This is a genomic window from Bradyrhizobium sp. ORS 285 (assembly GCF_900176205.1).
Taxonomy (GTDB): Bacteria; Pseudomonadota; Alphaproteobacteria; order Rhizobiales; family Xanthobacteraceae; genus Bradyrhizobium.
This window is the reverse complement of sequence record NZ_LT859959.1, coordinates 467,966-482,456: the sequence shown is the minus strand read 5'-3', so window position 1 is coordinate 482,456 and position 14,491 is coordinate 467,966. Positions and strand designations below refer to the sequence as shown.

The window sequence follows — 14,491 nt, the reverse complement described above, 5'->3', positions numbered from 1 at the left end:
CGTGCGCGAGCGTTGGCCTCTCATCGTCTTTGCCGTCCTCGTCGCGGATGTTCCGTTCATCCCGGGCGTGCCGCCGTTCTGGATCGTGCTGCTCGACAATATCGGCCTGTCCGCGCTGGTCGCGATGGGCTTGGTGCTGCTGACCGGCGTCGGCGGCCTCACCTCGTTCGGCCAGGCCGCCTTCGTCGGCTTCGGCGCCTACACGACCGCGGTGCTGTCCGCCAATTACGGCGTCTCGCCCTGGCTGACCCTGCCGCTGTCGCTCTTGGTCTCCGGCCTCGCCGCGGTACTGCTCGGCCTCGTCACGGTCAGGCTGTCCGGCCATTATCTGCCGCTCGGCACGCTCGCCTGGGGTCTCGGCCTCTACTATCTCTTCAGCAAGCTGGCCTTCCTCGGCCGTAACGACGGCATCTCCGGCATCCCCCCGCTGTCGATCGGCAGCCTCAGGATGCTCGATCCCGGCACGATCTACTACGCGATCTGGGCCGCCGTGCTGATCTCCGCGCTGCTGACGATGAACCTCCTGGACTCCCGCACCGGCCGCGCCATTCGCGCGCTGCGCCGCGGGCACATCGCGGCCGAAGCCTTCGGCGTGTATTCGCCACGCGCCAAGCTGCTTGTGTTCATCTACGCCGCCGTGCTCGCCGGCCTGTCCGGCTGGCTCTACGCGCACTTCGCCCGCGCCGTGAACCCGACCCCGTTCGGCGCCCAGGCCGGCATCGAATATCTGTTCGTCGCGGTCGTCGGCGGTGCCGGCTATGTCTGGGGCGGCGTGCTCGGTGCTGCGATCGTCGTGATCCTGAAGGAGGTGCTGCAAAGCTATCTCCCGCTGCTGCTGCATGGCGAGGGCCAGCTCGAGACCATCGTGTTCGGCATCCTGCTCGTCACGTTGCTCCAGCTCGCGCCGACCGGCCTGTGGCCGTGGCTGACCGCGCGGCTGCCGTTCAAGCCGGTCGCCAAGAAGCCGGACACCTCGCTCGAGCTGCCGGCCCGGGTGCGATCCTCCTCGGCGCCGAACGTGCTGCTGCAGGTCGACAATGCGCGCAAACAGTTCGGTGGCGTGGTCGCGGTCAACAACGTCTCGTTCGACGTCCAGGCGCGCGAGATCGTCGCGCTGATCGGTCCCAACGGCGCCGGCAAGAGCACGACCTTCAACCTGATCACCGGCGTGCTGCCGCCGACCTCCGGCAACATCTCGGTGCTCGGCAAGGCCGTCGGCAACGCGCCGCCGCAGGACGTCGTCAAGCTCGGCATTTCCCGCACCTTCCAGCACGTCAAGCTGGTGCCCGACATGACCGTGCTGGAGAACGTCGCGATCGGCGCGCATCTGCGCGGCCATTCCGGCGCGCTCTCCAGCATGTTCCGGCTCGATCGCGCCGACGAGGCCAAGCTGCTCGCGGAAGCCGCGCGCCAGATCGAACGCGTCGGCCTCGGCGACCAGATGCACCAGCTCGCCGGTTCGCTATCCCTCGGCCAGCAGCGCATCGTCGAGATCGCCCGCGCGCTGTGCGTCGATCCGATGCTGCTGCTGCTCGACGAGCCCGCCGCCGGCCTGCGCCACATGGAGAAGCAGCGCCTCGGTGCGCTGCTTCGCGAACTCAGAGCCGGCGGCATGTCGGTGCTGCTGGTCGAGCACGACATGGGCTTCGTCATGGATCTCGCCGACCGCATCGTGGTGCTCGATTTCGGCACCAAGATCGCCGAGGGCACACCAGCCGCGATCAAGACCAATCCCGAGGTCATCAAGGCGTATCTCGGAGCCGCCGCATGAGTACCCTGCTGGAAGTCACCGACGCCCACGTCTCCTACGGCAAGGTCGAGGCCGTCCGCTCGGTCTCGCTCACCGTGGCGGAGAACGAGATCGTCACCATCATCGGCGCCAACGGCGCCGGCAAGACGACGCTCCTCAGCGCCATCATGGGCGTGTTTCCGCTCAAGGGCCGCGTCGCCTTCCTCGGCGAGGATTTGGCGCGCTACGAGATCGAGGACCGCGTGGCCCGCGGCCTCTGCCTGGTGCCGGAGCATCGCGAGCTGTTCGCCACCATGAACGTCGAGGACAATCTGCAGCTCGGCGCTTTCAGAATGAGCAAGGCGCATGCGGCGCGCGGCTTCGAGCACGTCTACACGCTGTTCCCGAAGCTGAAGGAGCGGCGCAAGCAGCTCGCCGGCACCTTGTCGGGCGGCGAGCAGCAGATGCTGGCGATGGGCCGGGCGCTGATGGGATCGCCGAAGATGCTGATGCTCGACGAGCCGAGCCTCGGTCTGGCGCCGATCATCGTCGCCGGCATCTTCGAGATCGTCGCCAAGCTGCGCGAGGAAGGCGTCTCGGTGCTGCTGGTCGAGCAGAACGCCAAGGCCGCGTTGAAAGTGGCCGACCGCGCCTATGTGATGGAGCTCGGCGAGTTCGTGCTCAACGGCAAGGCCTCGGAGATCGCGACCGACCAGCGCGTCGCGGCGAGCTATCTCGGCTTCGCCGAGGCAGCCGCGCACTGAACCGGCCCTGAAAATGGAAAGGCGCTGTCTCAGGATGGCGCCTCCTTCGACAAGAGGAAGTCGACCATCACGCGCTCCAGCGCGTGATACATGTCTGTGCCGGTCGCCGTCAGGCAGCCGCGATCACGCGCGGCCGTGATGAAGGGCGACACTTCCGGCTTGGTGATGACGCAGCCGCAATAGGCTGATGGGCTCACCGTCGCCATGTCGACCGGGAGGGGATCGCCGGGTTGCATGCCGGCCGGCGTCGCGTTGACGACCATGTCGAATCCATTTGCATCCGCGCTGCCGACGACCGCGCGGCCCTTGCCGCTCTCGTTGAGCCGCGCAATCAGCGCATCGCGACGGCCGGGATCGCTGTCGTGAATGGCGAGTTCGCGCACGCCGGCATCGATCAGAGCCAGCGCAATTGCCGAGCCGGCACCGCCCGCCCCGACCTGCAAGGCGCGCGCGTCGGCGGGATCGAACCCCGCGGCCTGCGCCGCGCCGACGAAGCCCAGACCATCGACCATGTCGCCGTGCCACTTGCCATTGACTCCGCGTCGCATCAGGTTCACGGCACCGATGAAATGCGCGCGCTCGGTCGCCGTCGCGCAGGCACGGTAGCAGGCGAATTTGTGCGGGATGGTCGCGACGATGCCGTCGAGATTCTTCACCCGCGTCATCGTTGCGATGAAGTCGGCGAGATCGGCCGGCGCGACCTGCACGGCGACCAGGATCGCATCGCTCTCGCGATCCGCAAAGGCTTCGCTGACGCCGGCGGGCGAGCGCACCTGCGCAACGGGATCGCCAATGATGATGTGGAGCCTGGTGGCTCCGGTGGGGGCGAAGATCATCCGGTCACTCCCTCGTCGTCGGTGACACGGGCGCGTTCAAGCCGCGCACCACTAGGTCGAGCAGGCGCTCGATGCGCGCCGTCCCCTGGGCATCCGGCTTGATGCGCCAGAGAAAGCCGAGCAGTTGCAGAACGTCCTCTGGATCGGCGCCCGGAGCGAAATCGCCGGACGCTTCGCCCGCCCGGAGCAGTTGATCCAGCGCCTCGAGGATGGGCGCGTAAAGCTCGCGCAAATACATGAGGTCGCGCTCGGATGTCGCGGTGCCCAGCACGTCGGCCAGCCCTTGCTTCATGCGTCCGAACTTCGCGAGCCGCTCGCACCAGCGGCGGAACGCCTCGCGCGGCGGATGGCGGACGACGAGCTGCTGGGCGACTGCAGCTACCGCTTCGATTTCGCGGCGGTACACGGCGAGCACCAGCGCCTCCCGGTTCGGGAAATGGCGATACAGCGTGCCCGGCCCGACGTCGGCGGCCTTGGCGATGGCGTTGAGCGAGACCGCGGGATCGCGCGCCAGCGCCTCCCGGGCAACGTCGACGATCTTGGCCCGGTTGGCCCGGGCATCGGCCCGCAAGCCGTCTTCAGCATCGGTCATCATGCCCTCTTGACGAAACGGAGAACTCTCCGCTAATGCAGAGGAAATACGGAGATGTCTCCGTTTAACTTTAGTGAGCGCTGGCGAGTTGTGCAATACCGGGCCGTCGGCGCGGACACGGCGGCTGCGCGCTTGCGTCATCGAAGGAGCTTGATCATGAGCCAGCCATCCGGTTTCACCGATAACGATGTCCCCAATCAGACCGGCAAGTGCTTCGTCGTCACCGGTGCGAATACCGGGCTCGGCTTCGAGATCTCGCGCGTCCTGGCGGCGCATGGCGCCCGCGTGCTGATGGCATGCCGAGATCGCGCCAAGGCCGATGCCGCGATGGCGCGGCTCAAGCAGCAGGTCCCCGCGGCCAACCTTACTTTCCTCCGCTATGATCAGGCTGACCTCGACAGCATCCGCGCAGCCGCCGATCAAGTCGCACGAGAGCCGCGCGTTGACGTACTGATCAACAATGCCGGCGTCATGAACCCGCCCCTCACGCGCACGAGGCAAGGCTTTGAGCTGCAGTTCGGCGTCAACCATCTCGGCTGCTTCGCTTTCACCTCGCTGCTGCTGCCCAAGCTCGCAGAAAACGCAGGCGCTCGAGTCGTGATTACGTCGAGCCTCGTGCACAAGACCGGCAAGATCGACTGGTCGGACCTCAATGCCGACAACGGTTACGAGAGGCGGCCGCGCTACGATCAGAGCAAGCTCGCGAACATTCTGTTTCTGTTCGAGCTGGACCGCCGCCTGCGTGCGGTCGGCTCTTCGATCACGGCGGTCGGCTGCCATCCCGGCTTCGCGACCACCGAGCTCGGCCGCCACATCCGCTTCATCGGCGTTCTCAAGCCGCTGTTCGGGCTGATCGCCAATACGCCGGCGATGGGCGCTTGGCCGGCGCTGCAAGCCGCAACCGGAATCGTGCAGGCGGGTGGCTATTACGGGCCGCAGGGCCGCGGCGAGATTCGTGGTCCCTCCGGAGAGGCCGCTCGTGCGCCGCAGGCCGTCGACCCCGATCTCGCCCGCCGCCTCTGGGACGTGTCCATCGCGATGACCGGCGTCGATCCGGGGTTGCTGCCGGCGAGCTAGCCCGTCGGGCACGGACGCTGCGAAGCGCGACAAAGAAGAAAGTGCGGGCAAGAAATGGAAAGGCCGGCGTTGCGCCGGCCTTTCGTCTCGATCGGGTGCTAGTGCTTGATAGCTCATTTCGCCGGGACGTACTTGCCGTCCTTCACGGTCAGGATGATGCGGGCGCGGTCGTCGAGGCCGGAGCGATCCTTCTCGGTGAAGTTGTAGACGCCCTGCGAGGCCGCGAGGTCCTTCTCGCTCAGCAGCGCCTGGCGGATCGCCTCGCGGAACTCCGGCGTGCCGGGCTTCGCGGTCTTCAGCGCCACCGGGATGACGCGCTTGAGGATCTCGAACGCGTCGAAGGAGTGACCGGCGAACTGGCTGCGGCTGTTCGGGCCGTACTTGGCCTCATAGGCCTTGTTCAGCTCGAGGCCGGGGGCCTTGGTCAGCGCGCTGTCGTCCTGGGTCTCCGGCGACATCACCGGGCCGGAGGCCATGATCACGCCTTCCGCTGCCTTGCCGGCGATGCGGATGAAGTCCATGCTCGCCGCACCGTGGGTCTGGTAGATCAGGCCGGTGTAGCCGCGCTCGCGCAATTCGGTCTGCGGCAGGGCCGCCGCGGTGCCCGAGGCGCCGACCAGGATGGCATCCGGGTTGGCGGCGACCAGCTTCAGCACCTGGCCGGTGACGGACGTATCGGGACGCGCGAAGCGCTCCTCGTCGACGATGGTGACGCCCATCGGCACGCCCTGGTTCTTGAGGTCGTTGAACCAGAGATCGCCGTAAGAGTCGGAATAGCCGATATAGCCGACGGTCTTCACGTTATGGGCCTTCATGTGCTCGTAGAGCACCTTGCCCATGATCGGCACCGGCTGCGGCATCACGACCGACCACTTGGTGCGCTCCGGGGTGACCGGGAACGGCGCCAAGCCGAAATGCGGAATGCCGGCCTCGTTGGCGACGTTGGACACCGCGATCGTCGGCGGGGTCAGCGCCGAGCCCATGATGATGTCAGCCTTGGATTCGGTCACGAAGCGGCGGGCATTGGTGGTCGCCGTGGTCGGATCGCCGCCGTCGTCGAGCACGATCACCTTCAGCGGCACGCCGCCGATCTCCTTCGGCACGAATTCCAGCGCATTGCGCTCGGGAATGCCGAGCGCTGCGCCCGGACCCGTCGTGGTCGTGGTGATGCCGATGGTGATCTCGCTGGTCTGCGCCAGCGCCGGAGCCGACGCGATCATCGCAATGACGCCAGCCGCAGCCAGATAGGCCTTCCTCATCAAGTCCTCCCTCAATCTTTTCGGTTCAGCTCGAGATCCGCCGATCCTGTTTGCAGTCCCGCCCCTGTTCCGGGGCGTCTTCCAATTGGCCGGCCGATAGGTGTCCAACCGTGATCATAGCATTGAACACGAGAAGATCACGCCTCACCATCCGACCAAAGCACGACAGCTGAACATCCTTAAGACGGCCGCATGTCGCACCCATTCCAGCCTCATCCTTCGAGAAACTTCGCCCTCATCTCCTCAGGGAAAGGTGCCGATTTGAGCTTGTCAGGATCGGCCGGATCGCGCCCGACCAGCACCCGGGTCTCGAAACCTTCGATCGCCAGCGCCTCGCCCTTGAACACCTTGTGGGTGACGTCGAAGGACGAGCGCTTGATGCTCTCGACCCGGCTCTCGATCGTGATCCAGTCGCCATAGGTCGAGGGGATGTAGAACTTCGCGCGGGTGTCGACCATGGGGATGCCGACCAGGCCATAGCGGCGCACGATGTCCTGCTTGGAGAATCCGGCCGCCTCGAACATCACCGAGGTCGCATCGTCGAACATCGCGAAGTAGCGCGGATAGTAGACGATATTGGCGGGATCGCAGTCGCCCCACTGGATCTGCACATCGCGGCGGTTGACGAACATCAGTTGTGTACCTCGCTATCAGCCGCGAAGGCGGCGAGCCCCCTCTCCCCGTCCTTCACGGGGAGAGGGTTGGGGTGAGGGGCAGCCACGCGCACCAGACTCGCGGAGAGCCCCCCTCACCCGGATTGCATCTGGCGATGCAATCCGACCTCTCCCCGCGCGCGGGGCGAGGTTGGGAGCGAGCTCGTGGCGAACAGTGGTGTTCATCAATCTGACTACTCTTCACCGTCTTCCTGAGCGGTGGGCACGCTGCGCTTTGCCCACCCTACGTTTCTTTCCGTCATTGCGAACAAAGCGAAGCAATCCTCGCAACGAGCCACAGCGCCGGTGAGCTCCCTCTCCCCGTTCTTCACGGGGAGAGGGTTGGGGTGAGGGGCAGCCACGAGCACCAGACTCGCGGAGAGCCCCCCTCACCCGGATTGCATCTGGCGATGCAATCCGACCTCTCCCCGCGCGCGGGGAGAGGTTGGGAGCACGTCGCGAGGATGCAGCTCGGCTCATCAATCCTACTTCGGCGGTCCGTAGGGTGGGCAAAGGCGCGCAGCGCCGTGCCCACCATTTCCAGCGGCGGTGGGCACGCTGCGCTTTGCCCACCCTACTTCTTGTTCCTCATTGCGAGAGGCGCCGAAATCTCACTTCGGCGCCATGCGGAGCGAGCCGTCGAGGCGCACGACTTCGCCGTTGAGGTAGGGATTCTCGACCATGTGCAGCGCCAGCGCGGCGAACTCGTCGGCGTGGCCGAGGCGGCGCGGGAACGGGATCGCGGCGGCGAGCGAGTCCTGGGCTTCCTGCGGCAGGTTGGCGAGCAGCGGGGTCAGGAACAGGCCGGGCGCGATGGTCAGCACGCGGATGCCGAACTGCGCGAGTTCGCGGGCGATCGGCAGGGTCATGCCGACGATGCCGCCCTTCGAGGCCGAATAGGCTGATTGCCCGATCTGGCCGTCATAGGCGGCGACGGAGGCGGTGTTGATGACGACGCCGCGCTCGCCGGTCGCCTGCGGCTCCAGCTTGGTCATGCCGTTAGTGACCAGCCTGAGCATGTTGAACGAGCCGATCAGGTTGACCTTGATCACCTTCTCGAAATCCGACAGCGCCATCGGGCCGTCGCGGCCGACGACGCGCTTGGCGACGCCGATGCCGGCGCAGTTCACCAGCACGCGCGGCTGCTGGCCGAGCGCCTCGACCGCCTTGGCCACGGCGGCTTCCGCGCCGGCGGCGTCGGAGACGTCGCAGATCACCGGCACGCCCTTGATCTCAGCGGCGACCTCTTCCGCCAGCTTGGCATTGAGATCGAACACGGCGACCTTGGCGCCCTGCGCGGCGAGCTTGCGGGCGGTGGCGGCGCCGAGGCCCGACGCACCGCCGGTGACGATGGCGGCCTGATCCTTCAACAACATGTTCGTCTCTCCCTTAATTTCGTTGATCAGCCGGCGACGATGATGTCGTCGTCCGGCGTCGACGCGTAGATGCGCTCGATCAGGTCCTTGCGGTTCTCCAACACGGCGCGCTGGTTGATCGAGCCCTTGTCGGTGACCTCGCCCTTGTCGATCGACAGCGGCAGGCCGAGCAGCACCGCGCGCGTGATCCGCGTCGATGAGCCTGTCGCGGTCTTCAGGAATTTGGCGAAGCGCTCGCGGAACGCGGCCACGATCAGCGGATCCGACGCGGTTTCGGCGAGATCGTCGAACGGCAATGTCGCGTTGATCAGCCGGCAACCGTCGAGATCGAGCACGACGATGGCGGCGATCTCGTCGCGGTTGATGCCGGCGATGACGACGTCGCGCGCCAGCGGCGCGCAAGCGGCGATGAAGCGCGCTCTGAGTGGCCCCACCGAGACCCAGGTGCCGGACGCCAGCTTGAAATCCTCGGCGACGCGGCCGTCGAAATCGAAGCCGGCGTTGAAGTCGTTGGGATCGGCGGGTTTCAGCGCGTCGCCCATCTGGTAGTAGCCTTCGGAGTCGAAGGCAGCGGCAGAGACTTCGGGCAGACGCCAATAGCCCGGCGTGACGTTCGGGCCCTTGGCGCGCACTTCCATCTTGCCGTTGTTGGGCACGAGCTTGGCCTCGTTGCCGGGCACTGGCAAACCAACGTGGCCGGAGCGGCTGGTGCGCGGATTGACCGACATGAAGAACGGCGCGGTTTCCGTCGAGCCGAGGCCGGTGAGCATCGGCACGCGATATCCCGTCTCGGACACCGAGAGCTCGTCGAGCTCGTTCCAGACGTGCGGCGCGAGCGCGGCACCGGAGAAGAACATCGCGTGCAGGCGGCGGAAGAAGGTCTTCCGCAGGCCGGGGTCCTCGCGGAAATACGGCAGCAGCGACTCGTAGCCCTTGGGGACGTTGAAATAGACGGTCGGCGAGATCTCGCGCAGATTCCGCACCGTCTCCTCGATGCCGCCGGGCACCGGCTTGCCCTGATCGAGATACATCGAGCCGCCGTTGAACAGGGTCAGGCCGATGTTGTGGTTGCCGCCGAAGGTGTGATTCCACGGCAGCCAGTCGATGATGACGGGCGGCTCGTCCTTCAGGAAGGCGAGCGTCTCGCGGATCATCACCTGGTTGGCGCAGATCATGCGCTGGGTGTTGATGACGGCCTTGGGGTTGCCGGTCGAGCCCGAGGTCAGCAGGAATTTCGCGATCGTGTCCGGGCCGATCTTGTCATTGATGGCATCGAGGCCGGCGAACAGTGGCGAGGCGATCAGCTCGGACAGCATCGTGACCTTGCGGCCCGGCACCTCACCGAACGAGGCCACGATCTCGACGCCCTCGGGCACGTTGGCGATCAGAGCGTCCGCGAACTTGTCGGCGTCATCGACGAACACGAGGCCCGGCGTCAGCAGCTTCATCAGATAAGCGAGCTTGCCGTAGTCGCGCGACACCAGCGAATAGGCCGGCGACACCGGGCAGAACGGCACGCCGGCATAGAGCGAGCCGAACGCGACGAGTGCATGGTCGATCGAATTGCCGGAGAGGATCATCACCGGGCGGTCCGGCGACAGGCCGCGGGCGAGCAGGCCGGAGGCGATGTGCCGGCTCGCCGCCAGCAAGGTGCCGTAGCTCAGCTCGCGCCAGCCCTCGGGACCGACGCGCTCGGCCATGAAAACGCGCTCCGGCGCTTCCTTGGCGAAGTGATGCAGCCGGTCGGTGATCCGCTGCGGGAAATCGCCAAGCGGCTGCTTCGGCCGGAGATAGATGGTGCCGTCGTCGCGGCGCTCGACATCGACGACGGGATCATTGAACGAGATGGCGCGCAACGGATGAACACTGGCGCTCCTCGCCGTGTTGTCCGTTCCCCCCTGTGTGATTTTTGTTGTTTGCGCGGTCATGTCACGTCGGCTTCACTTTGGCTGTCTTGTGATCGAGGAAGGCGCGGATGCGGCCCTTGGCCTCCTTGTCGCTCTGCGCGACTGTGGCCATCAGCGATTCCATCAAGAGGCCGGTCTGCGGATTGGCTTCCGCGATCATCGGCAGCGCCTGCAGCACGGCGAAGTTCGTCAGCGGCGCGTTGTTCGCGATCTTGGCCGCGAGCTCCAGCGCCTTGGTCATGGCGGCGCCGGCCTCGACCAGATATTGCGCGAAGCCGTAGGACGAGCCTTCGGTCGCCGAATAGACGCGGCCGGTGAGCATCATGTCCATCATGCGGGCGACGCCGATCAGGCGCGGCAGCCGCACCGAGCCGCCACCACCGACGAAGATGCCGCGCTGGCCCTCGGGCAGCGCGAAATAGGCGGAAGGCTCGGCGACGCGGATATGCGCGGCGCAGGCGAGCTCGAGGCCGCCGCCGATCACCGCGCCCTTGAGCGCGGCGATCACCGGGACGCGGCAATATTGGATGCGGTCGAACACCCGGTGCCACATCTGCGAATGCACCAAGCCCTCGGTGGCGTCGCGCTCGCGCAGTTCGGAGAGATCGAGGCCGGAGGAGAAATTGTCGCCGAGGCCGTGGATCACGACGCAGCGGATGTCGTCGGGCAGAGAGGTGAAGCACTCGCCGATCGCGAGGATGATGCCGTCATTCAGCGCATTGCGCTTGGCCGGGCGGTTGAGCCCGATGGTCAGGACGGCGCCCTGCTGTTCGATCTGCAGCAGAGACGGATCGCCTGCTGGCGTCGTGTCGGCGTTTCCCATGGGATCTATTGTGTCCTATTCAGAATAGTTATGTTTTATAACGATCTCGGCAGGAGTCAATAAGCGGCGCCCGAGATCGTGTTGTGCAATGCAAAATGAGCGGCGCCGGAATGAACTACGCGAGGCGACGCGGGCCGCATCGTAAGGCGCGTCGGCGCAAAGGCAAATGACATGATGCGGCATTCCCGCGGCGGATTCGCGCCCGGGGCTTGCTCGTCGTTCACCCTCATGTGCAGAGGGCGCAGGGAAGGCCAGGCGCCGGCTGGCGCCTGCGGCCCGCCTGCTAACAAAAATGCAGGCGGCAGGTACCACAGGTGCAGCCGAGACACGCCCGGCCTTCCCTGCGCGATGGTCTTCACGCTTATACGCAGTCTGCCTGGTGCGCCGGGCTTGTTGGCCACCATTCGCGACAATGCTTGCGCATTGCGCGGGACACCAGCGTCGGGGTGCCAGCACGCTGCGACTTCACGTCCGCGCCACGCCGTTCGTCCGCGCGAGCTCTCGCCCACGCTGCGGCATGATCGCGGCCACCGCTCCCCGCCCCGCGTGTCGTGACGATCGCGCGCAACGCCCCTCAGCTTGGGACGGGATGACGGGAGTGAACCATGAATTCCGACAAACAGCAACATATTTATTTTTTATCGAATACGCCGAATGTCGCCTACCGGCGCCTCGCAGTCCTCCGCTGTCGTCCCTGCGAACGCAGGGGCCCATAACCCAGGGAGATGTTGTGAGGCAAGATGCCGGACCAGCTTCGTATCCCAATAGGTGACCGGGATTATGGGTCCCTGCGTTCGCAGGGACGACACCAATGTTTTGGGCCGACAGCGTCGCCCACAGCACCACGCGCTCGTCGAACCCCGGCTGGCCGCCAAGGCCTGCCCTGGACGAGGGCGAAATGTCTTGCTCACCTCCAGCCAGCTCGGTGGGGCACATGAACGGCCGACAACATCACATTCAGCACCGCTTCAAAGCGGACCGCGTAGAACATCATCGTCACCACACTTCCCAATGGAGGGGACCATGGTTTCGCTGAAGACTTCTCTCGCTGGCGGCGTCGCCGCGCTCGCCGTGACTGCCACTTTGCTCGCCGGCGCGGCGCCGGCCCAGGCACATGACGGCCGCAACGCGGCGCTCATCGGAGGTCTTCTGGTTGGCGCCCTCGTCGGCGGCGCCATCGCATCGGAAGCGCAAGCCTATGAGCCCGCCCCGGTCTACCGCTCCCACTATCGTGACGCGGCGTATGACGGCTACGGCTATGAGCGTCACCGCTACGTGCCTGTCTACCGCGACCGCAATTGCGACCATGGCGGCTATGGCCGCGCCTCGAGCTGGGACGACGAGGACTGATCGGACGTCTTCCAGGAATTCGGCCCCGAACGATCCTGTCAGTTAGTCACTCCGTCATGCCCGGGCTTGTCCCGGGCATCCACGTCGCTCCCAGGATGCCGCACCACGTGGATGGCCGGGACAAGCCCGGCCATGACGGAGCCACAGACACCCTTATTGCAAGGAACCAACCGGTCCGCGCAAAGCGCGGCCCGATGACAGGCTCCGCGACGAAGCAATCCAGAGTCCCGCCCCGGCCCTGGATTGCTTCCGCCTTCGCTCTTCGAGCTTCGGCGGACACGTCGCTGCGCTCGCAATGACGGAGTGTGAGGCAGACAGGCCGGCCTACAGCACCACGTGCACGTCGATGATGACGCGGTCTGCATGCCGCGCGGCCGAGCCGACGAAGACGTGCTCCATCAGCCAGCGATATTTCTCGTGCCCGGTCTCGAAGCGCGGGTGGGTGCGGAAGTAGATCAGCTTGGGGTCGACGGGCTCGCCGCGCTTCAGCTTCTGCAGCAAGTCGACCGGTCCGAAGCGGATGCCGCGGTTCTCGACATAGATGGTGGCGCCGTCGTCGGTCTCGAAGCCGTATTTGGCTTCGAGGTCGATCAGCTCGTTGGGACGGATCACCTGGAAGTCGGCGCCGAAATTGCAGATCTTGCCGCTGACGCCCTCGCCGTTCAGGCCCGGACCCTTCACCTCGCCGCCATGGATCGGAATGATCCGGCGCACGCCGATGCCGGTCTCGCCGGCCGAGGTGACGGCGCCGATCATGACCGTGAGGGTGAAGACGTAGCGGGTGTCGAGAACGGGCGTGGTCATCGGTTCATCATCTGTTGCGGCAGCCAGGTGGCGAGCAGCGGGAAGGCGATCAGGATCACCAGCCGGATCAAATCGGTGGCGACGAAGGGCAGCACGCCCTTGAAGATCGTGGAGAATGACACGTCCTTCACCACCGATTTGATCACGAACACGTTCATGCCGACCGGCGGATGGATCAGGCCGAGCTCGACGGTCATGACGATGATGACGCCGAACCAGATCGGATCGAAACCGAGATGCGAGATCACCGGGAAGATGATCGGCACGGTCAGGATGATCATCGCCATGGCGTCCATCAGGCAGCCGAGCACGAGATACATCACCATGATCAGCGCCAGCACGCCGTAGGGGCCGAGGCCGAGGCCGGTGAGGAATTCCGTGACCTTCTGCGGCGTCTGCGTCACCGTGAGGAAATAGCCGAAGATCAGCGCGCCGATCAGCACGGTGAACACGGCGGCCGCGGTGCGTGTCGCCTGCAGCAGCGAGGCCAGGATCTTCTCCTTGTCGAGCCGCCCGGTGAACACGCCGATCAGGAACGCGCCGGTGGCGCCGACGCCACCGGCCTCGGTCGGGGTGAAGCGCGGCAGGAACGGCAGGCCATAGAGGCCGCCGATCACGAACAGGAACAGCAGCACCGGCGCCCAGATGCCCTTCAGCCCCGCGATACGCTCGCGCCACGGCGGCGCCTCGCCCTTGGGCAGGAAATCCGGCCTGACCTTGCCGATCACCGTAATGGTGATCATGTACATCGTCATCGCCAGCAGGCCCGGGATGATGCCGGCGATGAACAGCTTGCCGATGTCCTGCTCGGTGATGATGCCGTAGACCGCGAGCACGGTCGACGGCGGCAGCATGGCACCGAGCGTGCCGCCGGCGGCGATGACGCCGGTGGCGAAGGATTGCGGATAGCCGAAGCGGCGCATCTCCGGATAGGCCACCGCCGAGAAGGTCGCGGCGGTCGCCACCGACGAGCCGCAGATCGCGGCGAAGCCGCCGCAGGCGGCGACGGTGGCGATCCCCAGGCCGCCGCGGAGATGGCCGACGAAGCCGTTGGCGGCGCGGAACAGCTCACGGCTCATGCCGGAGTTGGAGACGAACGTTCCCATCAACAGGAACATCGGAATCACGCCGAACGTGTAGTCCGTGACCGTGCGCATCGAGGTCTGGCCGACCAGCTTCAGCGCCGCCGTGCCGTTGACGAGATAAGCGAAGCCGGAGACGCCGACGAGGCCCATCGCCATGCCGACGGGCACGCGCAGGAGCATCAGGGCGAACAGCGCAACAAAGCCGATGACGGCGACCGCATCCGTGCTCATGCGGC

General features: G+C 66.0%; 13 protein-coding genes. 4 read left to right on the top strand and 9 right to left on the bottom strand.

Annotation, left to right across the window (positions count from 1 at the left end; all coding sequences use genetic code 11):
- Position 1 precedes the first annotated feature (1 nt).
- Positions 2-1,771 carry an ATP-binding cassette domain-containing protein gene (locus tag BRAD285_RS02155; RefSeq protein ID WP_006609543.1) on the top strand — a complete coding sequence of 590 codons (1,770 nt, stop codon included), beginning with the start codon at positions 2-4 and terminating at the stop codon, positions 1,769-1,771.
- Positions 1,768-2,493 (top strand): ABC transporter ATP-binding protein, encoded by a 726-nt coding sequence (locus tag BRAD285_RS02150; protein ID WP_006609542.1) that lies wholly within the window; start codon positions 1,768-1,770, stop codon positions 2,491-2,493. Before BRAD285_RS02155 ends, BRAD285_RS02150 begins: the two co-directional genes overlap by 4 nt.
- Before the next feature lie 29 nt (positions 2,494-2,522).
- Here the strand turns inward: BRAD285_RS02150 and BRAD285_RS02145 are convergent, their stop codons facing one another.
- Together BRAD285_RS02145 and BRAD285_RS02140 are read right to left on the bottom strand one after the other, a co-directional pair.
- On the bottom strand, positions 2,523-3,329 hold the full coding sequence (locus BRAD285_RS02145; protein WP_006609541.1) for a shikimate dehydrogenase: 807 nt from the start codon (positions 3,327-3,329) through the stop codon (positions 2,523-2,525).
- A gap of 4 nt (positions 3,330-3,333) precedes the next feature.
- On the bottom strand, positions 3,334-3,921 hold the full coding sequence (locus tag BRAD285_RS02140; protein ID WP_197696969.1) for a TetR/AcrR family transcriptional regulator: 588 nt from the start codon (positions 3,919-3,921) through the stop codon (positions 3,334-3,336).
- 156 nt (positions 3,922-4,077) lie between these two features.
- On the opposite strand from BRAD285_RS02140, the gene BRAD285_RS02135 reads away from it, so the two are divergent.
- Positions 4,078-4,998, top strand: a complete 921-nt coding sequence (locus BRAD285_RS02135) for an oxidoreductase (RefSeq protein WP_006609539.1) — start codon at positions 4,078-4,080, stop codon at positions 4,996-4,998.
- 113 nt (positions 4,999-5,111) lie between these two features.
- Here the strand turns inward: BRAD285_RS02135 and BRAD285_RS02130 are convergent, their stop codons facing one another.
- The 5 genes from BRAD285_RS02130 to BRAD285_RS02110 form a co-directional block, all read right to left on the bottom strand.
- Positions 5,112-6,257 (bottom strand): ABC transporter substrate-binding protein, encoded by a 1,146-nt coding sequence (locus BRAD285_RS02130; RefSeq protein WP_035644574.1) that lies wholly within the window; start codon positions 6,255-6,257, stop codon positions 5,112-5,114.
- Positions 6,258-6,469: 212 nt separating this feature from the next.
- A complete protein-coding gene (locus BRAD285_RS02125) occupies positions 6,470-6,889 on the bottom strand; it encodes a thioesterase family protein (RefSeq protein ID WP_006609537.1) in 420 nt (139 codons plus the stop codon).
- 632 nt (positions 6,890-7,521) lie between these two features.
- Positions 7,522-8,286 (bottom strand): SDR family NAD(P)-dependent oxidoreductase, encoded by a 765-nt coding sequence (locus tag BRAD285_RS02120; RefSeq protein WP_006611350.1) that lies wholly within the window; start codon positions 8,284-8,286, stop codon positions 7,522-7,524.
- Positions 8,287-8,312: 26 nt separating this feature from the next.
- On the bottom strand, positions 8,313-10,214 hold the full coding sequence (locus BRAD285_RS02115) for a feruloyl-CoA synthase (RefSeq protein WP_006611349.1): 1,902 nt from the start codon (positions 10,212-10,214) through the stop codon (positions 8,313-8,315).
- Between the two features lies 1 nt (position 10,215).
- Positions 10,216-11,016, bottom strand: a complete 801-nt coding sequence (locus tag BRAD285_RS02110) for a crotonase/enoyl-CoA hydratase family protein (protein WP_006611348.1) — start codon at positions 11,014-11,016, stop codon at positions 10,216-10,218.
- A 1,023-nt stretch (positions 11,017-12,039) separates the two neighbouring features.
- Here BRAD285_RS02110 and BRAD285_RS02100 point away from each other — a divergent pair.
- Positions 12,040-12,366, top strand: a complete 327-nt coding sequence (locus BRAD285_RS02100) for a hypothetical protein (RefSeq protein WP_006611347.1) — start codon at positions 12,040-12,042, stop codon at positions 12,364-12,366.
- 324 nt (positions 12,367-12,690) lie between these two features.
- Here the strand turns inward: BRAD285_RS02100 and BRAD285_RS02090 are convergent, their stop codons facing one another.
- Both BRAD285_RS02090 and BRAD285_RS02085 read right to left on the bottom strand, forming a co-directional pair.
- Positions 12,691-13,170 (bottom strand): DUF3237 domain-containing protein, encoded by a 480-nt coding sequence (locus BRAD285_RS02090; protein WP_006611346.1) that lies wholly within the window; start codon positions 13,168-13,170, stop codon positions 12,691-12,693.
- Entirely contained in the window at positions 13,167-14,486 is a 1,320-nt protein-coding gene (locus tag BRAD285_RS02085) for a TRAP transporter large permease (RefSeq protein ID WP_006611345.1), read from the bottom strand. The genes BRAD285_RS02090 and BRAD285_RS02085 overlap by 4 nt, the downstream gene beginning before the upstream one ends.
- Positions 14,487-14,491: the final 5 nt, after the last annotated feature.